The organism is Bradyrhizobium sp. MOS002, assembly GCF_003020115.1.
Lineage (GTDB): Bacteria > Pseudomonadota > Alphaproteobacteria > Rhizobiales > Xanthobacteraceae > Bradyrhizobium.
The window spans coordinates 335,038-355,566 of record NZ_PYFX01000004.1 but is presented as its reverse complement, the minus strand read 5'-3'; the positions used below and the strand labels follow the sequence as shown (position 1 = coordinate 355,566).

The following is a 20,529-nucleotide window of genomic DNA, read 5'->3' as shown; positions in this document are numbered from 1 at the left end:
GCGCCGGTCATCAAGCCGTCGTTAACGGTCTTTCGTTCCATGCGCCAGCCTTCATAGAAAATTTTCCCGCCACGAGGATCATGCGCTGGTTTTCATGCGTCCGGAATTTCCATTCGTCGGGACTATTGCCTTGGATTTTGCAAGCGCGGCTGCTTCCGTGGTCAAGTCGATCAGGCAGCGTGATCTCCTGAACACGTGGCTGCGGCTCTATGCGCGACAGCAAACGGCCCCGGCGATCTGGGAGTACCAGCCTGCGCGGCTCGAGGAAGAGCTCTCCGATCTGATCTATTATACGGTGGACATCTCGACGCCGACGCCGCGTCTGACCATCCAGAGCGAAGGTACGCGCATCTCGCGCGCCTATGGACACACCGGCAAGGGCGCTCTGCTCGACGACTATATCGGGCCGCGTCTCGTGCCCCTGGTGATGCCGGTCTATCATGAATGCGTGGCGCGCGGGCTGCCTGTCTACAGCGTTGCCGACGTCGATGACATCTACGGCCGTATCGTCGCCTATGAGCGCCTGCTGCTGCCTTTCCAGACCGACGGCAAGGTCTGTCACATCATCGCATCGCTCAAGACCTTCTGCGAGGACGGCGGCTTCGAGATCAAGAATCTGATGCGCGGAAATGACGCGCTGCCGCGCCCGAGATTGCGCGCGGTGATCGACCGCGACCTGTTCCATCGCACCCCCGGCCGCATCGCGCCGGCCGAGTTGGTCGAGTTCGCGGACCAGGGCCCCGGTGTTCCCACCGAGATCATCGAGCTGAACTAGCGCTCAGCGCGATTTGGCTGCGGCTTCCTTGGTCGTGACTTCCTTGGCATAGAGGTCCGGCTTGAAGCCGACCAGCAGCTTGCCGCCAACTTCGAGCACCGGCCGCTTGATCATCGATGGTTGCGCTAGCATCAACGCCAGCGCCTTTTTCTCGGAGAGGCCTTCCTTGTCGGCATCGGGCAGCTTCTTGAAGGTCGTCCCGGCGCGGTTGAGCAGCGTCTCCCAACCGACCTTGTCGCTCCACTGCTTGAGCTTGTCCTTCTCCACCCCCGCCGCCTTGTAGTCGTGAAACGCGTAGGCGACGCCGTGGGTGTCGAGCCAGACGCGCGCCTTCTTCATGGTGTCGCAGTTCTTGATGCCGTAGATGATGTTGGGCAAGACAGTCCTCGCGCATGCGTCGTATCGTAATGCTCCGGCGTTGTACGCAACTCCGGTTCGCACGACAATATTGCGAATGATGCCAGCTCTTCGAACGGACACTCCATGCACGTCACCCACGATCCAGCCGCGACCGCGTCGCCGACCATCGACTTCAACACCTTTCTCGCGGTCGATATCCGGGTCGGCACCATCATCGATGCAAAGCCGTTCCCGGAGGCGCGCAAGCCGGCCTGGCGGCTGTGGATCGACTTCGGTCCCGCGATCGGCGTGCGCAAGAGCTCGGCGCAGATCACCGAAAACCATCCGCTTGAAACGCTGGTCGGCCAACAGGTTGCCGCGGTCGTGAATTTCCCGCCGCGCCAGATCGGCCCGGTCGTCTCGGAAGTGCTGACCCTCGGTTTCCCCGATGCGGACGGCAAGGTCGTGCTGGTGCAGCCGAGCAAGCCCGTGCCGAACGGCGGACGGCTGTTCTAGCACCGCGCGCCTGAGGGACCGGCCCTGGCCGCCGGGGGCGCCCCTTAAACGGTTCAACCCTCCTGTTTCCCGGCTTCGGGGCCGTCGGGCTTGACGGGGATTCTCTTCAAGAATAAAAATGACTGACTAATCGTTTTTTATATCAATCGGCGTCGTCTCCGGCTTTTCCCGAGGAGCGACTAAAATGATCGACCTGTCAGTTATTTATGGACGCCCGAATGCCGAAAATCAGCGACAAGCAACGTGAAGGCCGGCGGCAGCAGATTCTCGAAGCCGCCCTTGCCTGCTTCGCCGAGGACGGTTTTCACCAGACCGGGATGGCCGACATCGTCAAACGGTCGGGGCTGAGCCACGGCGCGGTCTATCTCTACTTCCAGAGCAAGGACGATCTGATCGAGGCCCTCGCCGACGACCGGCACCGGCGCGAGGCCGTGCTCAACTCGGTCGCGCAAGGATCGGGCGATCCGATCGAAGGACTTCACGCGCTGGTCGGCGTCTACGCGCAATGGCTCACCGACCCCGCCGGCGAAGCTCGCCGCCGTGTCGGCATCCACGGCTGGGCCGAAGCGCTGCGCAACCGCCGCGTCCGCAGCAGCGTCGTGGAAGGCATCGACATGCCGCGCGCCCTGATCGTCGCGCTTGTCGAGCGCGGCCAGCATGACGGCCTCATCAAACGCGATCTCGGTGCGGAAGCGATCGCGCGCGTGCTGATCGCGATCTTCCAGGGCTTTGTACTGCAAAAATGCTGGGGCCAGGATTTTGACATCGAGGCTTGCATGGCAGCCGTAGCCGGTGTGATCGATGGATTTCGCACCACCAAGGCCAGCGTCAAACGACGGACCAGGAGCTGAGCGATGTGGTGGGTCTATGACCTGCTCGCAGGCATTGGGGTCGGTCTCATCGGCGGGCTGACGTCGGGCTTCATGGGCACGAGTCCCGGAGGCGGTCTCGTGATATTCAGCGTGCTGCTGCTGGGCGCCGAGCAACACGTCGCCCAGGGCACATCGCTGATCACGCAGGTTCCACCGACGGGACTTGCCGGCGTTCGCCGCTACTGGCAGAGCGGCAATCGCAGCCCGTTGCTGTGGATCGTCTGGATCGGCGTCGGTTTTCTCTTCGGTGGCGCCTGCGGCGGCTACGCCGCGGCGGCGGTCTCCGACTCGGTGTTGCAATGGACCTACGTCGTCTATCTCGTCGCGCTGATCGCTCTCCTGATCCTGCGTCGCGGCCGCGAGGACAAAAGCAGCGAGACCGGCGACCGGGACAAGCTGCCCTGGCTGCCCCTGCTCCTCATCGGCATGCTTGCCGGATTTTCCTCTGGCTTCATGGGCATCGGCGGCGGACTGGCGATCACCGTCGGGCTCGCGGCGGGCCTGCGGGTGCCGCAGCATCAGGCGCAGCTCGTCAGCCTGGTCTTCTCGATCATCCCGACCAATATTCCGGCCGCCTGGATCTACTGGAGCAAGGGACTCATGGTCGGCTGGCCGGCCATCATCGGCATCCTTGCCGGCCTCTGGGTCGGCACTGATTTTGGTGCACGCGCAGCCAATGGCGTCAGCAAATCGGTGCTGCGCCTGGTCATGATCGCCCTCATCTTGCTGATGGCGCTCTACATGACCCACAAGGCGCTAACCTGATCTCACGGCCGCTTCGGAATGTTCAGCCCGCGCTCGACTGCCGGACGCGCCAGCCCGCGTTCGAGCCAGGCAGCGACGGATTTGAACTGGCTGAACTCGACGAGATCGCCGGCGCCGTAGAAACCGATGAGGTTGCGCACCCAGCCGAGCATGGAGATGTCGGCGATGGTGTAGTCGTCATCCATGAACCATTGCCGGCCGGCAAGATGCATCTCCATCACGCCAAGCAGCCGCTTGGCCTCGCCCGCGTAGCGCTCGAGCGGCCGCTTGTCCTCGAAGTCCTTGCCGGCGAATTTGTGGAAAAAGCCGACTTGGCCGAACATCGGCCCGATGCCGCCCATCTGGAAATGCAGCCACTGGATGGTCTGGTAACGGCGCGCGGCATCCTGCGGCAGCAGCTTGCCGGTCTTCTCCGCGAGGTATTGCAGGATCGCCCCGGACTCGAACAGCGGCAGCGGCCTGCCGCCGGGGCCATTGGGATCGAGGATCGCCGGGATCTTGCCGTTCGGATTGAGCGAGAGGAATTCCGGCGTCTTCTGGTCGTCCTTGCCGAAATCGACGAGATGGACTTCGTAGGGAAGCCCGATCTCTTCCAGCATGATCGAGACCTTGACGCCGTTCGGCGTCGGCAGCGAATAGAGCTGGAGCAGCTCCGGGTGCCTGGCCGGCCAGCGTTTGGTGACGGGAAAGGCGGACAGATCGGACATCAGGACCCCGGCTTCGTTCATGAGATGGCGCCCAGTCTAGGCGAGCGGACGAACGACGCAAGGTCGAGTGGTCAGATCATTTTCCCGCACAGGTCACAACGGCCGCAGCAAATGGTTGGTGGCGTGCATCACATCGCGCTGTGCGCGTTGCTCGATGAAGAGCTGGCCGGTGACGAGCAGTGCTCCGGTGAAGACGAGCGCAAGCATCGCGGTCGCGAACTGACTGGCATCCCTCATCGGACGAGCTTCTCCGTGTTCGGTTCGCACAGGGAACGCGGGCCGGCCGTCGTCTGTTCCTGCAAGCTTCAAATAAATTGCAGCTTTTTCCCGGTCACTCGCACCCCGACGGCCTCAATAATTGATCTCCATCCGCAAGCCCCGCGGGTCGGTCTCCTCCCCGCCGAACCGCTGCGTGCTGTCGCGTGCCGCGACCGCGCAGGCACAGGCATCGATGAGGTCGTCACGACCGATGCCGGTGCCATGTCGTTGAGTCAGCCATTTCGGCAAGCGCGCGAAGCCGCGCTGCTGCAGGAGTGCGATGCGTTGCTCGCGGCCCTCCGCCGATGTCTTCTTAGCAAGCCGGGCCCGCCCAGCCAAATTCCAGAAGATCAGTTCCGGATGCGCTTCACCAATCGTCGCCTGCCGAGTCGGCGTCATGATCTCGTCGACGTCCCTGATCTTGTCCCTGATGTTCCAGAGCTGCGCCGACACGCCCCTGCCCTTACCCTCACGCTCCCAGTAGTGACGGTTAGCTGCCGCCATGTCGGCAAATGTCCAGAGGTCGCGGCGCGCGCCGAGAAACACGGCGGGACCAATCAGCTCGCGTGCGCGCAAATCGCAGATGCGATATCCGCTCGGCTTCAGGCCGACCGGCATGTCGATCATTGCCCGGGCATGCGGTAGCGCGAGCAGCCGCGTGAGACCGGGCGAATAATCAAAGCCGTGATCGCCGCGATGGTCGATCCAGGCGGCGACCCAGCCGAAGCGGAATCCATCGAGGCCGAGATAGTTTGGCAAGTTCCTGATCCCCGACGGACATCCGCCCGCTCATTTATCCCGGTTCCTCGCGCCGGTGTCGCTCGAACAGGCGCTGCGCCAACAACGCGTGGCCGAGCGTGCCGCCGGCGCGAACCGCCGCCGCAATCAACGCGGCTTCCGCGATTTCATCGCGCGTTACGCCGGCCTTCGCCGCTTGCGCCGTGTGCACATCAAGGCAATAGGCGCATTGCGTGGTGAGCGCGACCGCGAGCGAGATCAGCTCGCGATATTTTGGCGGAATCAATCCGTCCTTGCGCTCGACCGCGTGGTTGAACGCAAGGAACGCGTTGGCCTCGACCGGCGCGAGCGCCACGAAGGCCGAGATGGATTTCAGATCGTCAGGGCTTTGATAATCGGTCATGGCTCATCTCGTCAAATATTCGCGCAGCAAGGCGCGGGCGCGATGCAAGCGTGCTTTCACGGCCTGCCGGGTCGCGCCGAGTGCGTCGGCGATTTCGTCGATGGTCATTTCCTTGACGTCGCGCATCAGCGCGACGTCGCGATAGTGCGGCGGCAACGCCTCGAAGGCCGCCGCGACGTCGATCCGCAAATCGGCTTCAGGACGCGACAGCAGCAGCGCCTCCGCCTCTCCGTCGTCGATCGCCGTCGCGAGGCCTGCCTTGCGGGCGAGCCGCAGGCATTCGCGGCGGACCACGCTGAACAGCCAGGCCGAAAACGCCAGCCACGAGCGGATCGTGCCGACATGGCGAAACAGGATCCACAGCGCCTCCTGCGCCGCATCCTCGGCATCCGCGGAGCTGCGACAGGTGGCGCGGGCATAGCGGCGGATGTTCGGCTGCGCCGTCTCGAGCAGAGACGCGATCGCCTGGGGATCGCCGAGGCGCGCGGCCTCGAACAGGTCCGGCGAGATCACAGTGGCGCTCACGACACGCCTCCCCTTCCGATGCCGGCCATCGCGCACATCGGACAATAGCCCACGAGGCCGGTCAGCGCGAAGCCGGCGCCGCCGAGCGCAACCAGCCACGCCGCAGTGCCGGTAAGATACACGAATGCCGCGACGGCCACCGCGACGCCCAAGGCGATCCGCACCGCCTGATGCAGGCCCCCGATGTTCTTCCTGTAAAATGCCATCACATCCTCCGACATAAGCCGAAGCAAAATGCTTCGACCGTCAAGAGAGGACGCGACGACCCAAAAGGATTCGCGGGAACGTGCAATTTCTTTCGCGATCAGCCTCCGACGGCCTGATAGGCCAGACGCTTGAATTCGAAGAAGAACGGATTCCAGAAGCCCATGTAGCGCTGCGTCATCAGCACCCCGGCGGTATCGGCCTGCGGGCAGATCCACCAATGGGTGCCGGCAAGGCCGCCCCACTGGAATTCGCCGGTCGAATTCGGGGGATCGAACGGCATCGGCGCGAAGGTGACGGCGCCGCCGAGGCCAAAGCCCTTGCCGGGGATCGGGCCGAGATTGGCGAAGCGGATGGTCTGGCCGGCGGGCAACTGGTTCGTCATCATCTGCCGCAGCGTCTCCGGCTTCAGCAGCGTATCCGAGCCGGGCAGCAGCGCGCGTATCAGAGCGAGCATGTCGGGCAAGGTTGAGACCAGACCGCCACCGCCCGACAGCCGCGGTAGCGCCCGCCGATAGGCCTGCGGATAAGGCAGATGGTCGGCCCGGGTGAGGCCGGGCTTCATCGGGTCCAGCACGTCGGCACCATTGTACAGCGCGACCAGCCTGCCCTGCTGCGCGTCCGGCACGTGGAAGCCGGTGTCGGTCATGCCGAGCGGCTCGAAGATGCGCTCCTTGAGCACGGCGTCGAGCGGTTTGCCGGACACGACCTCCACGACACGCCCGAGCACGTCGGTCGCAACCGAATATTCCCAGGACGAGCCGGGATGATAGGACAGCGGCAGATCGGCGAGCCTGTCGATCATGTCGGTCAGCGGCGTGAGCGGATTGAGGATGCTCGCCTCGTTATAGCCTTTGAACAGCACCGAGCCGGGATCGAAGATGCCGTAGCTGAGGCCGGCCGTATGGGTCAGAAGCTGCCGGATCGTGATCGGGCTCTTTGCCGGCTCGACGTCGGCAAGGCTCAAAGCGCCCGGCTTCAGAACCTTGCGATTGCCGAGTTGCGGCAGGAATTTCTCGACAACGTCATCGAGCCCGATGCGGCCCTCCTCGACGAGCAGCATGACCGCGCAGGTGACGAAGATCTTGGTGTTGGAAAACGCGCGAAAAATGTGGTCGGGCTGGAGCGCCGTCTTCGCCTCGCGATCGGCGAAGCCGACGCATTGCTGGTCGACGACCTCGCGGCCACGCAGCACCGCCCAGGATGCGCCAGGAATGATCTCCTGATCGACGTAACGCTGCATCGCCGTCCGCGTGGCGGAAAAATCAGGTGTTCTGGCGTCCATGTGCTTCCCCCAATGATGGTTGGGACCGATATAGCGTGAATTCGCCGGATATGAAGCCTGACCGGACGGTGCAGCTCATTCCTGCTTCATGAACGCAGTGACGTGCAGGCGGCGCCGAACCGACATCCCCTGCCGCTGGTACAGCGCGATGGCGGATGAGTTGCTCGAGAACACGTGCAGGAACGGCATTTCGCCGCGCGCCTCGATCTGGCGCGCGACCGCCGCCAGCAGCGCCTGTGCGTAGCCCCGCCCGCGATGGTCGGGGTGGACGCAGACGGCCGTCATCTCGACGAAATTGCCGGGCTTCATACGCTCGCCGGCCATCGCGACCAATTCGCCGCCGGCGCGGATGCCGAGGAACGTTCCGAGTTCGTGCGTGCGCCGCGCGAATGGACCGGGCTTCGTCAACTCCGTCAGCGCCATCATGGCGGGAACGTCGGCCGCACCCAGCCGCACGATCTCGGCATCGCGAAGCGGACTGGCGGCCGGAGAGCCGATCATCTGCTCGCAGGGTCCGGCGAGCACAACTTTGAATCCAGCGGGAACGTCGACGGCCTCCGGTGTGAACAGCGCGGCGACCTGCGAGCCCGACAGGAGATCACGGAGCGCGGCAAAGCTCGCCTCCGACATGTCGACCATGTCGGCAAAGGGCGTCACGTCCACCGGATAGCGCAACGCTTGCGGGCCACCCTCGGCCAGATGTTTGTGGCTGGTGGTCAGCGCGCTCCAGATCGGGCGATCCAGCAGCGTCACGTCACCGTTGGACACCGGCCTAGTCCTTGTCGAAGCTGACGATGACGGCGGCATTGGCGATGAGGATGGGGTCGTTGCCCTGTTCCGGGGCCGAGGGAATCTCCAGCCCGCCCTTCACCGCGTTGACGGTGACAGTGCCGTAAGGCAGTTCCTTCGCGACCGCGTCCTTGTCGACGGCTTCGGGATTCGGCACCGCGATCGTGACGTCCACGAACATGTCATTCGCCGTCTTGTCGATCATCCGGAAGAAGCCGAGGCTCGAATGCCTGATGGCATCAGACACGGCACGCTTCGCCGCCTTGGTGGCGTCCCGGCCATGGACGTCGACGCCCATGCCCATCTCGGTGATACAGCGAACGCGAGCCATGTCTTATTCCTGTGACTGATTGGATGATGTCGAGGCAACTTGTTATCGTATTCAGGCCGGTCGGCATACTCCGTCATTGCGAGGAGCAAAGCGACGAAGCAATCCAGACCGCCTCCGCGGAGAAAGCCTGGATTGCTTCGATTCGCTCGCAATGACGACGGAGGCAACCGCATCGCACAGACTCACGCCTTCTCCCGCGCTCGCAGCTCCTCCACGAGCACTCGCACATTCTCCGAATAATCGATCGGAATCACGACCAGATGCACGCCGCCCTCCTGGAAGGCGGCATCCAGCGTCGGGCCAAAACTGTCGATGCTCTCGATCCGATGTCCCTTCGCCCCATAGGCCTTCGCGTACAGGACGAAATCGGGATTGCCAAAGGTCATACCGAAATCGGCGAAGTGATCGACGGCCTGCTTCCAGCGGATCATGCCGTAGGCGTTGTCCTCAAGCACCAGCACGACCAGATTGAGCTTGAGGCGGACGGCGGTCTCCATCTCCTGGCTGTTCATCATGAAGCCGCCGTCGCCGGCGACCGCGAGCACGCGGCGCTCCGGATAGAGCATCGCGGCCATCATCGCCGACGGCAGGCCGGCGCCCATCGTCGCCAGCGCATTGTCGAGCAACAGCGTGTTGGCGACGCGGGTGCGGTAGTTGCGCGCGAACCAGATCTTGTACATGCCGTTGTCGAGCGCGACGATGCCGTTTTCCGGAATGACCTGCCGGATGTCGTGCACGATGCGTTGCGGCGTCGGCGGCCAACGCGCTTCGGTGGCGCGGTCGGCGATATGCGAGAGAATCCTTTCGCGCAGCGGCAGCAGCGCGGCGGCTTGCGGCAACTTGCCTTCGAGCCGGTCGGCGAGCAGTTCCAGGCTCGGGCCGACGTCGCCGACGACTTCCGCATCGGGAAAATAGACCAGCTCGACGCTGGCCGGCGTGTAGCTGACGTGAATCACCTTCGGGCCCGACGGCCCCATGATGAAGGGCGGCTTCTCGATCGGATCATGGCCGATCGCGACGATCAGGTCGGCGGCGTCGATCGCGTCATGAACGTAGTCGCGCTCGGACAGCGCGGCGGTGCCCATGTAGAGATTGGTGCCGCCGGGCACCGTGCCCTTCCCCATCTGCGTGGTGAAGAACGGAATGCCGGTCCGCCGCACGAAGCTCGCGATGCCGTGGGTCGCGCGCGGCCGGCTGGTCGCAGCGCCCATCATCACCAGCGGGTGCTTCGCGGCCAAAATCATCTCGGCGGCACGGTCGAGCGCGGCGCGATGGGCGACCGGGATCTCGATCGGATGAACCGGGATCACCGGGACATCAGGCACTTCATCGCCCGCGATGTCCTCGGGCAGTTCGAGATGCACCGGCCCCGGCCGCTCCTCCATCGCCACGCGAAACGCGTCGCGGACCACGGTCGGGATGCTGGAGGCGCTGATGATCTGCCGCGACAGTTTCGTCAGCGGCTTCATGGTGGCGACCACATCGACGATCTGGAAACGCGCCTGCCGGCTGCTCATGATCGGCTTCTGGCCGGTGATCAAGATCATCGGCATCGCGCCAAGATGCGCATATGCCGCGCCCGTCGACAGATTGAGCGCGCCCGGGCCGAGCGTCGAAAGACAAACTCCGGGCTTGCCGGTCAGCCGCCCGTGCGTCGCGGCCATGAAGGCGGCGGCCTGCTCGTGGCGGGTCAGGATCAGTTCGATTTTGGAGGTGCGGAGCGATTCCACCAGATCGAGATTCTCCTCGCCTGGCACGCCGAAGATGCGATCGACACCTTCGTTCTCCAGCGCCGCGACAAACAGGTCCGATCCTTTGGCTTTGCGTTCCTGCCCACTCATGTCGCCTCCCGGTCACAATGTCGGCTCCCGTGTTCCACGGCAGCCGGCGCATGGTAACGGTCCACGGCGCGGGCACAACTCACAAAGAGGCGCTCGCAACGACGGAATGGGCACTCCTCCCTCTCGTGTCCCGGACGCGCTGCAGCGTACTTGCGCTGCTGCGCAGAGCCGGGACCCAGCAGGCCGCGCACTCGCTGTTGCATGGGCCCCGGCTCTGCAGCGCACCGCGAAGAGGCGCTGCGCTGCGTCCGGGGCACGAGACAGGAGTTTTGGCGCACATCTGGTTCAACATCGTCATTGCGAGCGCAGCGAAGCAATCCAGACTGCCCCCGCGGAAAGACTCTGGATTGCTTCGCTGCGCTCGCAATGACGGAGCAATATTTTCGGCGGCGTGCGTTGACCGACCATTTGGATGTTTTGCCCGACGGGCAACACAAAGTCTTGTAGCCTGGATGAGCGAAGCGACATCCGGGATTCCCACTACAAGCTGGCCCGGGTATCGCTTCGCTCACCCGGGCTACAGGTTCGTGCTCCGTTGCAAGCCGCGCGCGCCGTGCTATCGCTTGGGCGATGACTCCCAAAGCCTTCGAAACCCGCTGCCTGCGCCTGCCCGCCGTCACCAAGGTGGTGCAGTGGGAGGGAACCTCCGTGTTCAAGGTCGGCGGCAAGATGTTCGCACTCGGCGGCGGCTTTGCGGCGGGCTCCGGCGGCTACATGTTCAAGGTCTCGAACATGGCCTATGCAATGCTGATCGAGCACGGCCTTGCGCGGCCGGCGCCGTATCTGGCGCGCGCCAAATGGGTGCAGCTCGTCGGCAACAGCGCACTGTCAGACGCCGAGCTCACCACCTATCTCGCGCAGGCGCACGCGCTGATCGTGGCGAAACTCACGCGGAAGTCCCGCAAGGCGCTGGGCCTGGACTGAAGCGCAGGGCGACCGCGCGCCGCGGTTCAGGACTTCTCCTCCGCGAGCCTGGCCATCGAATACGACGTCGAGGGCAAGCCGCCGGTGACGCTGAAGGCCGGTGACGTGCTGTTCATCCCGGCCGGAACGGTGCATGCGGCCAGGAACGTCGGCCGGGACGCCGCGAGCGAGCTTGCGACCTATATCGTCGCCAAGGACAAGCCGCTGCTGACGTTGGTGAAATGATGCAGTTTGCACCGATTGACCGAGCCAATATATCTGACTACAGTCAGACATCATGCTAGACCCTGTCTCCCGCGTCCGCCGCTTCAACCGCGCCGTCACCTCCGCTGTCGGCGCGCTCGACACGTCATTCCTGGGACGCGGGCGGCCGCTGGGGGCGGCGCGGGTGCTCAACGCGATCGGGCACGGGCGCTCGGACGTGGCCGAGATCCGCGACTATCTCGGCCTCGATTCCGGCTTGATGAGCCGCCTCCTGCGCAGCCTCGAGGACGAAGGGCTGGTCGAGACCAATGCGCATGAGGACGACGCCCGCCGCCGCGTGGCGACGTTGACGCGTGCGGGCCGGCGCGAGTTCGCGGCCTACGAGGCGCTGTCGAACACGCAGGCCGAGGGCTTCCTCGCCCAACATTCGCAACGCGAGGCGGTGCTGGCGGCGATGGATTTGATTGCCTCCACATTGACGCATGAGCGCGTCACGCTGGACGAGATGGATCCGCGCAGCGAAGAGGCCCGTCATTGCCTCGGCGAATATTATGGCGAGCTCGGCCGCCGCTTCAAGCAGGGGTTCGACGTCTCGCTGTCGCGCGATCCTGATGCCAAGGATATGCGCCGCCCGCGCGGCACGTTCATCGTCGCGATGTCGGACACCCTGCCGATCGGCTGCGTCGGGCTGAAGGGCACGGATCACGGCTATGCCGAGATCAAGCGGCTGTGGGTCGCACCGGCGGCGCGCGGATTGCGGCTCGGCCGGCGCCTGATGGACGTGACCGAGGATGCCGCGCGAGGGCTCGGCATCAAGCTGCTGCGGCTCGACACCAATAGCGCGCTGGCGGAGGCCGGTCAGCTCTATCGGCGAAGCGGCTGGAGCGAGATCCCACGCTTCAATGACGATCCCTACCCGGACCTGTTCTTCGAAAAACGTCTGTGAGCGCGGGTGCCGATCGCCCTGTTGCCGCGTTATGGCCGAAGCCGCAGGAGCAACGCCAGAGCAACGCCATGACCAGGTCCGATCTCGCCGACATCTACCGCAACTACATTGCCTGCCTGAACCGGCAGGATTGGCCTGCCCTCGAACAGTTCGTCCACGATGACGTCGCCCACAATGCGCGACCGTTCGGACTGTCCGGCTATCGTGCCATGCTGGAGCAGGATTTTCGCGCAATTCCGGATCTGCATTTCAACATCGAGCTGCTGGTCTGCGATCCGCCCCACATTGCCTCCCGGCTGAAGTTCGATTGCACGCCGGTTGGAAAGTTTCTGGGGCTGGATGTGAACGGCAGGCGCGTGTCCTTCTGTGAAAACGTGTTCTATCAATTTCGCGACGGCAAGATTCGGCAGGTGTGGTCCGTGCTCGACAAGATCGCGATCGAGGCGCAGCTCTAGCGCTGCGCCTCGATGAACCTGCTTACGCCGCCGCCGGCGCCAACTCCGCTCGCGGCTTCGGGAACGGCTTGAAATTCATCGCCATCAGGAAGGCGCCGAGGCCCATCACCCAGGAGGCGATATAGAGCCAGGCGTAGCTCGAGAACGCATCGTAGATCAGGCCGCCGGCGAGCGGGCCCGTGGCCATGCCGAGGCTGCCGGCCATGGCGGTGCCGCCGATCACCGTGCCCATCATCTTGAGCGGAAAATTTTCGCGGATCAGCACCGCGTAAAGCGGCATGGTGCCGGCATAGATGAAGCCGAAGACGGCCCCGACGGCGTAAAACGTCGCGAGCTGATGCGCGAAGACATAGGCGAGTGCGCCGAAGGCCTGCAACAGCAGGCCCGAGACGAGCACGCGCTTGGCGCCGAAACGGTCCCCCATCAGGCCGAAGGCGATGCGCCCGCCGAGGCCGGCAAAGCCCTCGATGCTGTAGATCGTCACCGCCGCGACCAGCGGGATGCCGCAGCTCACGGCATAGGAGACGGTGTGAATGATCGGGCCGGAATGGGTGGCGCAACAGAAGAAATTGGTCGCGAGCAGGATCAGGAATTGCGGCGAGCGCAGCGCCTCTCCCATCGACATCTCGCCCTGCACAGCCCCCTCGCCCGCAGGCGCGGCCGCGGCGTGCGCGAGCGCCGGCGGGCGGCGCACCAGGAACGAGACCGGGATCATGATCGCGCCGACCACCAGCGCCACGATCTGCATCGAGGTGCGCCAGTCATGGCCGGAGACGAGCCAGGCCGCGAGCGGCGCCATCGTCATCGGCGCCATGCCCATGCCAGCCGACACCAGCGAGACCGCGAGGCTGCGATGGGTGTCGAACCAGCCGGTCACGGTCGCCATCATCGGCGCGAAGATCGCGGCACAGGACGCCCCGACCAGAAGGCCAAAGACGAATTGAAACGCCAGCAGCGAGGTGGCGTGGCTCGCCGCGAACAGGCTAACGGTCAGCACCGTCGATCCCGTCAGCACCACCGGCCGCGGTCCGAACCGGTCCGTCAGCGTGCCCCAGGCCATGCTGGTGAAAGCCATCGCCAAAAAGCCGATCGTCATCGCGCTGGAGATGCCGGTCACGGACCAGCCGGTATCCTTTGCGATCGGCTGCAGGAACACCGGCAGCGAAAACATGCCGCCGATGGCGACGCAGCCGAGCAAGCCGCCCGCGGCGACGATCACCCAGCGATAGGAGGAAGAGTTCATTTTGGTCTCCCGTCAGATCTGTCTGGGTGGAAGACGAATGGGAACCGCGCCGGCCGACAGCCCGCACCACGGCATCGGAGCAATTTTTTCCGGGCTGACCGCGCCCAGGCTCCGCCTAGTTCGCCAATCCCTGCTTCTCGATCCATTCGTTGATCAGCCTGGCGACGTCGTCCGAATTGCGGTCCATCATCATCATGTGGGTATTGCCCTTGACCCCCATCTTCGGCAGCTCGAACGTATCGACCTTGCCGCCCGCAGCCGCGACCGCCTGCCCCCATTTGGTCGGATTGACCACGAGCTTCGACCACACCGGGACGCGATCGAGAAAGTCGCCCCACACGATCAGATGCGGCACGCCCTTGAGTTTCGTAGCGTCGGCCTTGGCGGGATCGGGCGCCCCCGACGGCTCGACGGTGATCAGCGCCTTCACCTTGTCCGGCGCATTGAGGGCGGCCGTGAAGCCGAAATTGCCGCCCTGGCTGTGGACCAGGATGATGCACGGGCACACCTTCTGCACCAATGCATCATAGGCCTTTTGCGTGGCGGCGTCATTGGTGGCCCAGCGTGGAATGCCCTGCTTGGCGAACTGGTCGAACGCCTCGATCGGGAATTGCTCGCCCTCGAACGCCTCGCGCTTGCCGCCGACCTCGTAGCTCGGCCCGATCCGGAACAGCTCCCACGCTTCCTTCTTGGGCCGGAAGAACGGCTCGCTCTTGAAAATCTCGGGATAGCGCGCCCAAGAGGCGCGGCCGCGCTCGACCGCATCCGAGACGTAGACGTCATAGCCGGCATTGAGGAAGAACTGCTGCCAGCCCGGCTTGCCGTCGGGCTTGGTCTCCCATGTCACGCCCGAGAGCCCGCCGCCATGCCAGAGCAGCAACGGCAGTTTCGACTTCGGCTGTGCCTGCTTGACGAACTGAACGTACATCTGCTCGACCTCGAACTCGCCGTTCGGATCGACCTTGATCGGCGGAGCGCCTGGAGAGAACACGATCTCCTTGGACGGAAGCCCGCTCAGCGTTTCGGTGTGGCCGCCGACGTGAAAGCTGCCGACCTCCTTGACCAGATAGTCGGCCGCGGCCGGCGTTGCTGTTGCAAGGGCTGTTGCCAGTGCGATTGCGATTGTCCGCATGAAGTTTTCCTCCGCTGTCGCTGCTTGTTGTTGGCGGTATTGTTATGCGATGCGTCGATGCAGGGCAATTTTGGAATTGCTAGAAGACACCGGCAAAAGATAATAGCTCACATGACCATTCGCCCGATCGTCCGCTATCCCGACCGCCGCCTCGCGATGCCGGCCCGCCCTGTCATCACGTTCGATGCAACGCTCCGCGAGCTTGCTAGCGATCTGCTCGAGACCATGCGCGCCGCGCCCGGCATCGGCATCACGGCGCCGCATATCGGCGTGCCCTTGCGCGTCGTCGTGCTCGAGCTCGACGCCAAGGACGGCGCGCGCACCTACGTCAATCCGGAGATCGAATGGGCCTCACCCGAGATGATCTTGCATCGCGAAGGCAGCGTCTCGATGCCCGGTGTCAACGACGACGTCCAGCGCCACGCCCGCGTGCGGATCAGCTATCAGGATATCGACGGCAACACGCACACTGAGGAGTCGGAAGCCTTGCGCGCCGTCTGCCACCAGCACGAGATCGATCAGCTCGATGGGATGTTCTGGATCCAGCGGCTGTCGCGGCTGAAGCGGGAGCGGCTGGTGAAGAAATTCGAGAAGTTGTCGCGCGGGTAAGCGCGCCAGCGAAGATCGGACTTGTGTCAAATCGCGCTTGTGGAGAAATCAAACCGGCCTGATATGATCAGACCGGTCGGCCCCGTCGGGAGGGAGACGAATGACATATTCAGGTCGCTGCGCCTGCGGTGCGGTTTGTTACACCATCGGGTCCGCGCCGATCCGCGGCTTCCAATGCCAGTGCAGCGACTGTCAGCGCGACACCGGCAGCGGCCACAGCTCAATCTTCGTGTTTGCGCGCAGCGCAGTCTCGGTGACCGGCGAGGTGCGCGAAATCGAGCGCACTGCCGACAGCGGCGCAGTCAAGCGCAAGGGATTCTGTCCGAACTGCGGCTCGCCGATCTACAACAAGCCGGGCGAGAAGCCGGAGTTCATCGGCATCTATGTCGGCACGCTTGACGATGCCAGCACGTTCAAGCCGTCCGTCGTGCTGTTCTGCTCGCGCGGATACGCCTGGGATCACCTCGATCCCGAGATTCCCAAACTCCCGGAATGGCACCCGGGATCGCGCTGATTCTTGCAGATTGGGAGACAGCCAATGGCGATGAACTTCGAGCTGTCGATGCTGGCCGCCGCAATCGTCTGGGGCTTCATACAGCTTGTCGCCGCCGCGCAGGCCGCGAACCTGCAGTACGGCCTCAGATGGGCCGCCAGCCCGCGCGATATCGAGATGCCACCGCTCAAGCCCATCCCCGGCCGCCTCAGCCGAAATTTCCGCAACTACATGGAGACGTTTCCGTTCTTTGCCGCCGCGATCCTCATCTCTCACGCCGCAGGCGTTCACAATGAGCTGACTTATTGGGGATCGATCGCCTATCTTGGCGGACGCATCGGCTACACCGCGCTTTACCTATCCGGCATACCGCTCGTCCGCTCGCTGTTCTGGAATATCGCCAGCTTTGGCATGCTTGTAGTCTTGGCCGCGGCTTTCGTGCCTCACTGAAGCGGCGCGATGGCGACTTTGCCTTTGCCGCGATGCCTTCACGCCCGCTTCCCGCTCCGCTTGTTCAATGGCGCGTTACGACGCTCGCGTTTGCCGCGTGCGATCTCGGTCGCCAGGGCGTCCAGCTTCGGCTCCCAGAAATTCCGGAACTGACCGATCCATGCATCCACCGCGCGAAGGCCCGCGACATCGACCGAATAGAGCCGTCGTTGCGCCTCCGCGCGAACCGTCGCGAAGCCGCTCTCGCGCAGCACCTTGAGGTGCTGCGACACGGCGGCCTGCGAGATCCCGAACTCCGCTCCGATCACTTCGACGACCTCACCGGACGCCATTTCCCCGGGCGACAGCAGCTCGAGGATGCGGCGGCGCACGGGATCGGCAAGAACCTCGAAGATCTGCATCAGCTTCCAGTGCCCGGATGCGCGACGTCGGGTGGCGTCTCGCCGCGATAGAAAGCGATGGTGCGGTCCGACCGCTGCTTCGCGGAGGCAGGATCCACGCCGCTTGCGACGTGCGCCGCGCGCCAATTCTCGCCGCTGCTCGTCATGAATTCCTTGCCCGAGGGAGAGACCATCCATGCCTCGGCCGTCTCATGGTCGACCGATGCCCCGGTCGCAACGTATCGCTCCAGCCCCGCAATGGCGAGATCCCAACCGATCCCGACCGCCCCCGGACCGAACTGCTCCCAATGATCCTCGATGATCGCGGTGTGCTCAAGCGTCAATCGCGCCTGGCTTCGTTCTGCCGTCAGCTTGACATCGATCCAGCTCATCGCGCCGCCGAATTCCCACGTCGCCGCAAAATGGGTCGGCGGCGTGCACGCCGTGATGGTTCCGCCTGCATTTCCCTTGAGCTGGTACTTTCCGCCGAGCCGCAGGTCTCCCTCGACCGGCAAGAACCAGCGCGGAATGCGTTGCTGGCTGGTCACTGCGTCCCAGAGATCGTCGACGCTGGTCTCGTAAAGCCGCGTCAGCGTCACCGCACTGGCCGCTTTTCCGTCCTTCTCGAAATTCCTCACCGAGCGCGTAACCAGCCCCAATACTCTTGCGACGTCGATCTCCATGGCGCTTGCTCCCTGTCGTTTCGTGCAAGGATGAATATCGGTCCAACCTAATATAAGTCAACTCTTATATTCAGGGGAGATGCCGCTCAGATATTTTCCCGGCGGTTTCCCGAGCGCCTTCTTGAACATGGTGATGAAGGCCGCGACGGAGTCGTAGCCGAGATCGGCGGACACCTGCTGCACGCTGGCGCCGGAGGTGAGTTCCCGCAAGGCGACGATCAGGTGCAATTGCTGGCGCCAGCGCCCGAAGCTCAGCCCCGTCTCCCTGACGACGAGACGCGCGAGGCTGCTCTCGCTCAGCGCGACGCGATCGGCCCATTCGGCCAGCGTCCTGCGGTCGGAAGGGTCTTTTGCCAGTGCAGCAGCAATCTTCTTCAACCGCGGCTCGGACGAGAGCGGCAGATGAAGCTGCTGAACCGGCATGCGGGGAAGCTCGCGCAGCAGGACGCTCGCCAGAAGGTCCGCCCTCGCCTCGTCGTCCACGATCTGATCGGACAACTCGGCGATCACCTCACGCAGCAGTGGGGAGATCGAGAGCGTGCAGCAACGATCCGGGAGGTCCACACGGTCAGGCTCGATGTAGATGAAGAACAGCCGGGCATTTTCCGTCGCGAGGTTGCTGTGCTGCATGCCCCCGGGCACCCACACCGCGCAATGCGGCGGCACCATCCACAGGCCGGTGGGAACGCGACAGGTGACGGCGCCGCTCAGCGCAAAGACGAGTTGACCTTTGCGGTGCCTGTGATCAGGCACCTCGCCCTTGGTCCCGATGACGTCGACGCGTACGGCGATGACAGGCGCGGAGACATCATCCACGTCGAGATCAGGCCATGGAAAGCGGAGGGGTTGCCGCATGCTTGCCGGTTTTTAGCAATTGATTGGCGGAATATCTAAATCGGGCGGAGGAGAATGTCGATAGGATCTCACCATGGCAAGCGGTTTCGCTGCGGCCCATCCTTCGAGACGCCCGCTTCGGCGGGCTCCTCAGGATGAGGTGTTCTTTCGCGGCGCAATTCGCAAATCCTCATGGTGAGGAGCCCGCTCTCAGGCGGGCGTCTCGAACCGTGAAGGCCAAGCTCGCCCATGTGCGATTGCCCTGGAGATGTGACCATGCATGGTTCCAAGAGTGCGACATCGGCCGGGTTGGAACGTGGGGTCCGCACGCAAGCAGGCTCCGTGTGTGGCGGCCGGCGCGATGCGAACGGCGTGCTGGCGTTCAAAGGCATCCCCTATGCAGCACCCCCAGTCGGGCCTCTGCGTTGGTGCGCTCCGCAGCCGCCGGCGCCGTGGGATGGCGTGCGCGATGCGCTCGTGTTCGGCGCCGGGTGTCTATCCGCGCTCGAAAACGACCAGCGGCCGGGACCGCGCGACGAGGATTGCCTGTATCTCAATATCTGGACCGCGGCGAAGCACGCGGACGAGAAGCGGCCCGTGATGGTGTGGATTCACGGCGGCGGCTTTCAGTTCGGCTCCTCTGCGAATCCCGCAACCGATGGCGGCGCGCTAGCAGCAAAAGGTGTCATCGTCGTCAGCTTCAATTATCGCCTCGGCATCCTCGGCTTCCTCGCCCATCCCGATCTCGATACGGAGGCGCCGTCGGGCAATTACGGCCTGCAGGATCAACTGATGGCGCTGCGCTGGGTCAAGGCCAACATCGCCCGCTTTGGCGGCGACCCCGACAACGTCACCCTGTTCGGCGAATCCGCCGGCGCCATGGCCGTCGGCATCTTGATGGCCTCGCCGCTCGCGCACGGACTGTTTCACAAGGCCATTGGACAGAGCGGCGCGTTCTGGGATGGCAAGCACGGCCCACTCCAGGGCTTTGAAGAAGCCCGCGCGCGCGGTCTGGCTTTTGCCCGTCAACAGGGCAACGCATCCATCGCAGCTTTGCGCAACATGCCGGCCGACCGGTTGAATGCCGCGGCGCCGTGGAGTTTCAGGACCAACCCGGTCGTGACCGCATTCTCGCCGAGTATCGATGGCCATGTTGTGCCCGACGTGCCCGCGCGGCGCTTCCTGCGCGGCGAACAGATGCACATCCCGCTGCTGGCAGGATGGAATGCGGCCGAGGAATTTCCTTTCCGTTCGCAGTCACTCCCCGATCAGTCGGCGCAAGCCTTTTTGGCCGCGGCCGAGGCGATGTTCGGGAGAGAATGCATGGCCGATTTCCTGAAGGTCTACCCTGCCGCGACCGACGCGGAGGCCAGGACTTCCGCGGCCGCGCTCACGGGCGATATCGTGGTCGGCGAGCAATGCTGGCAGTGGCTGCGATTGCATCGGCGCGGGGGACGCGCGCCGGTCTACGGCTATCACTTCAGCTATACCTCGCGCTACACGCCGATCGCCTCGCACGTCACCGAAGTTCCGTTCGTGTTCGGCACCCTGACCCCGCAACAGGTGATCGGCAGCACAACGCCACCGGCCGATGAGGACCGCGCGCTGGCGCGGGTCATGATGGCCTATTGGGTGAATTTCGCGGCGCACGGCGACCCCAACGGATCAGGTCTGCCGGCCTGGCCGGCCTATGACGAGAACGAATTCGTGCAGATCCTGGGCACAACGATCGAAGCCGGCATCAATCCGCAAGCCGCCCGCTTCCGCTTCCTCGATAGCTTCAGGCAGGACGGCATTTTGCCTATGCGCTGGCGGGAGGTGGCGTAAG

27 protein-coding genes and 1 pseudogene are annotated in these 20,529 nt (G+C 64.2%); 12 read left to right on the top strand and 16 right to left on the bottom strand.

Annotated features, from left to right (window positions below; all coding sequences use genetic code 11):
• Positions 1 to 94: 94 nt before the first annotated feature.
• Positions 95 to 775, top strand: coding sequence for a hypothetical protein (locus C7G41_RS14620; protein WP_199198373.1), 681 nt, complete (start codon positions 95 to 97; stop codon positions 773 to 775).
• A gap of 3 nt (positions 776 to 778) precedes the next feature.
• Here C7G41_RS14620 and C7G41_RS14615 read toward each other — a convergent pair whose 3' ends face one another.
• Positions 779 to 1,153 (bottom strand): ArsC family reductase, encoded by a 375-nt coding sequence (locus C7G41_RS14615; protein ID WP_106943240.1) that lies wholly within the window; start codon positions 1,151 to 1,153, stop codon positions 779 to 781.
• Positions 1,154 to 1,258: 105 nt separating this feature from the next.
• Here C7G41_RS14615 and C7G41_RS14610 point away from each other — a divergent pair, with 105 nt between their 5' ends.
• From C7G41_RS14610 to C7G41_RS14600, 3 genes are all read left to right on the top strand, one after another.
• Positions 1,259 to 1,630 (top strand): tRNA-binding protein, encoded by a 372-nt coding sequence (locus tag C7G41_RS14610; RefSeq protein ID WP_106943239.1) that lies wholly within the window; start codon positions 1,259 to 1,261, stop codon positions 1,628 to 1,630.
• A 218-nt stretch (positions 1,631 to 1,848) separates the two neighbouring features.
• Positions 1,849 to 2,481, top strand: coding sequence for a TetR/AcrR family transcriptional regulator (locus C7G41_RS14605; protein ID WP_106943238.1), 633 nt, complete (start codon positions 1,849 to 1,851; stop codon positions 2,479 to 2,481).
• Between the two features lie 3 nt (positions 2,482 to 2,484).
• On the top strand, positions 2,485 to 3,267 hold the full coding sequence (locus C7G41_RS14600; protein WP_106943237.1) for a sulfite exporter TauE/SafE family protein: 783 nt from the start codon (positions 2,485 to 2,487) through the stop codon (positions 3,265 to 3,267).
• A gap of 2 nt (positions 3,268 to 3,269) precedes the next feature.
• On the opposite strand, the gene C7G41_RS14595 is transcribed toward C7G41_RS14600, so the two are convergent.
• The 10 genes from C7G41_RS14595 to C7G41_RS14555 form a co-directional block, all read right to left on the bottom strand.
• Positions 3,270 to 3,974, bottom strand: a complete 705-nt coding sequence (locus tag C7G41_RS14595) for a glutathione S-transferase family protein (RefSeq protein WP_106943656.1) — start codon at positions 3,972 to 3,974, stop codon at positions 3,270 to 3,272.
• A gap of 93 nt (positions 3,975 to 4,067) precedes the next feature.
• A complete protein-coding gene (locus tag C7G41_RS37780) occupies positions 4,068 to 4,211 on the bottom strand; it encodes a hypothetical protein (RefSeq protein ID WP_007609210.1) in 144 nt (47 codons plus the stop codon).
• A gap of 114 nt (positions 4,212 to 4,325) precedes the next feature.
• Positions 4,326 to 4,991 carry a DUF429 domain-containing protein gene (locus C7G41_RS14590; protein WP_106943236.1) on the bottom strand — a complete coding sequence of 222 codons (666 nt, stop codon included), beginning with the start codon at positions 4,989 to 4,991 and terminating at the stop codon, positions 4,326 to 4,328.
• Between the two features lie 34 nt (positions 4,992 to 5,025).
• Positions 5,026 to 5,373 carry a carboxymuconolactone decarboxylase family protein gene (locus tag C7G41_RS14585; protein WP_106943235.1) on the bottom strand — a complete coding sequence of 116 codons (348 nt, stop codon included), beginning with the start codon at positions 5,371 to 5,373 and terminating at the stop codon, positions 5,026 to 5,028.
• Between the two features lie 3 nt (positions 5,374 to 5,376).
• On the bottom strand, positions 5,377 to 5,898 hold the full coding sequence (locus C7G41_RS14580) for an RNA polymerase sigma factor (RefSeq protein WP_106943234.1): 522 nt from the start codon (positions 5,896 to 5,898) through the stop codon (positions 5,377 to 5,379).
• Positions 5,895 to 6,104, bottom strand: a complete 210-nt coding sequence (locus tag C7G41_RS14575) for a DUF2892 domain-containing protein (protein ID WP_199198372.1) — start codon at positions 6,102 to 6,104, stop codon at positions 5,895 to 5,897. The genes C7G41_RS14580 and C7G41_RS14575 overlap by 4 nt, the downstream gene beginning before the upstream one ends.
• A 98-nt stretch (positions 6,105 to 6,202) precedes the next feature.
• Positions 6,203 to 7,387, bottom strand: a complete 1,185-nt coding sequence (locus C7G41_RS14570; RefSeq protein ID WP_106943232.1) for a serine hydrolase — start codon at positions 7,385 to 7,387, stop codon at positions 6,203 to 6,205.
• A 75-nt stretch (positions 7,388 to 7,462) separates the two neighbouring features.
• A complete protein-coding gene (locus C7G41_RS14565; protein WP_199198371.1) occupies positions 7,463 to 8,155 on the bottom strand; it encodes a GNAT family N-acetyltransferase in 693 nt (230 codons plus the stop codon).
• A 4-nt stretch (positions 8,156 to 8,159) separates the two neighbouring features.
• Complete coding sequence (locus tag C7G41_RS14560; protein WP_106943230.1) at positions 8,160 to 8,507, bottom strand: Lin0512 family protein; 348 nt, start codon at positions 8,505 to 8,507, stop codon at positions 8,160 to 8,162.
• Positions 8,508 to 8,689: 182 nt separating this feature from the next.
• Positions 8,690 to 10,348: an acetolactate synthase large subunit gene (locus tag C7G41_RS14555; RefSeq protein WP_106943229.1), complete on the bottom strand. Its 1,659-nt coding sequence runs from the start codon at positions 10,346 to 10,348 to the stop codon at positions 8,690 to 8,692.
• A gap of 570 nt (positions 10,349 to 10,918) precedes the next feature.
• Here C7G41_RS14555 and C7G41_RS14550 point away from each other — a divergent pair.
• From C7G41_RS14550 to C7G41_RS14535, 4 genes and pseudogenes are all read left to right on the top strand, one after another.
• Positions 10,919 to 11,272, top strand: a complete 354-nt coding sequence (locus C7G41_RS14550; RefSeq protein ID WP_106943228.1) for an MmcQ/YjbR family DNA-binding protein — start codon at positions 10,919 to 10,921, stop codon at positions 11,270 to 11,272.
• A gap of 51 nt (positions 11,273 to 11,323) precedes the next feature.
• Positions 11,324 to 11,497 (top strand): annotated as a pseudogene (locus C7G41_RS14545) (cupin domain-containing protein); the annotation flags it as partial.
• Positions 11,498 to 11,549: 52 nt separating this feature from the next.
• On the top strand, positions 11,550 to 12,422 hold the full coding sequence (locus C7G41_RS14540; protein WP_106943227.1) for a bifunctional helix-turn-helix transcriptional regulator/GNAT family N-acetyltransferase: 873 nt from the start codon (positions 11,550 to 11,552) through the stop codon (positions 12,420 to 12,422).
• Positions 12,423 to 12,490: 68 nt separating this feature from the next.
• Complete coding sequence (locus tag C7G41_RS14535; RefSeq protein ID WP_106943655.1) at positions 12,491 to 12,877, top strand: ester cyclase; 387 nt, start codon at positions 12,491 to 12,493, stop codon at positions 12,875 to 12,877.
• A gap of 22 nt (positions 12,878 to 12,899) precedes the next feature.
• On the opposite strand, the gene C7G41_RS14530 is transcribed toward C7G41_RS14535, so the two are convergent.
• A complete protein-coding gene (locus tag C7G41_RS14530) occupies positions 12,900 to 14,120 on the bottom strand; it encodes an MFS transporter (protein WP_106943226.1) in 1,221 nt (406 codons plus the stop codon).
• A 115-nt stretch (positions 14,121 to 14,235) separates the two neighbouring features.
• Positions 14,236 to 15,252: an esterase gene (locus C7G41_RS14525; protein ID WP_106943225.1), complete on the bottom strand. Its 1,017-nt coding sequence runs from the start codon at positions 15,250 to 15,252 to the stop codon at positions 14,236 to 14,238.
• A gap of 111 nt (positions 15,253 to 15,363) precedes the next feature.
• On the opposite strand from C7G41_RS14525, the gene C7G41_RS14520 reads away from it, so the two are divergent.
• The 3 genes from C7G41_RS14520 to C7G41_RS14510 all read left to right on the top strand — a co-directional run bounded on the left by C7G41_RS14520 (position 15,364) and on the right by C7G41_RS14510 (position 16,804).
• Positions 15,364 to 15,861: a peptide deformylase gene (locus C7G41_RS14520; protein WP_106943224.1), complete on the top strand. Its 498-nt coding sequence runs from the start codon at positions 15,364 to 15,366 to the stop codon at positions 15,859 to 15,861.
• A 100-nt stretch (positions 15,862 to 15,961) separates the two neighbouring features.
• Positions 15,962 to 16,375: a GFA family protein gene (locus C7G41_RS14515; protein ID WP_106943223.1), complete on the top strand. Its 414-nt coding sequence runs from the start codon at positions 15,962 to 15,964 to the stop codon at positions 16,373 to 16,375.
• Positions 16,376 to 16,405: 30 nt separating this feature from the next.
• Entirely contained in the window at positions 16,406 to 16,804 is a 399-nt protein-coding gene (locus tag C7G41_RS14510) for an MAPEG family protein (RefSeq protein WP_245446539.1), read from the top strand.
• Between the two features lie 38 nt (positions 16,805 to 16,842).
• Here C7G41_RS14510 and C7G41_RS14505 read toward each other — a convergent pair whose 3' ends face one another.
• The 3 genes from C7G41_RS14505 to C7G41_RS14495 are packed head-to-tail and all read right to left on the bottom strand — an operon-like array spanning position 16,843 to position 18,722.
• On the bottom strand, positions 16,843 to 17,205 hold the full coding sequence (locus C7G41_RS14505) for a helix-turn-helix transcriptional regulator (protein ID WP_106943221.1): 363 nt from the start codon (positions 17,203 to 17,205) through the stop codon (positions 16,843 to 16,845).
• Positions 17,205 to 17,867 carry an SRPBCC family protein gene (locus C7G41_RS14500; RefSeq protein WP_106943220.1) on the bottom strand — a complete coding sequence of 221 codons (663 nt, stop codon included), beginning with the start codon at positions 17,865 to 17,867 and terminating at the stop codon, positions 17,205 to 17,207. Before C7G41_RS14500 ends, C7G41_RS14505 begins: the two co-directional genes overlap by 1 nt.
• A 57-nt stretch (positions 17,868 to 17,924) precedes the next feature.
• Positions 17,925 to 18,722, bottom strand: a complete 798-nt coding sequence (locus C7G41_RS14495) for a helix-turn-helix domain-containing protein (RefSeq protein WP_106943219.1) — start codon at positions 18,720 to 18,722, stop codon at positions 17,925 to 17,927.
• A 255-nt stretch (positions 18,723 to 18,977) separates the two neighbouring features.
• Here C7G41_RS14495 and C7G41_RS14490 point away from each other — a divergent pair, with 255 nt between their 5' ends.
• Positions 18,978 to 20,528, top strand: a complete 1,551-nt coding sequence (locus C7G41_RS14490; protein ID WP_106943218.1) for a carboxylesterase/lipase family protein — start codon at positions 18,978 to 18,980, stop codon at positions 20,526 to 20,528.
• The last annotated feature ends 1 nt before the right edge of the window (position 20,529 follow it).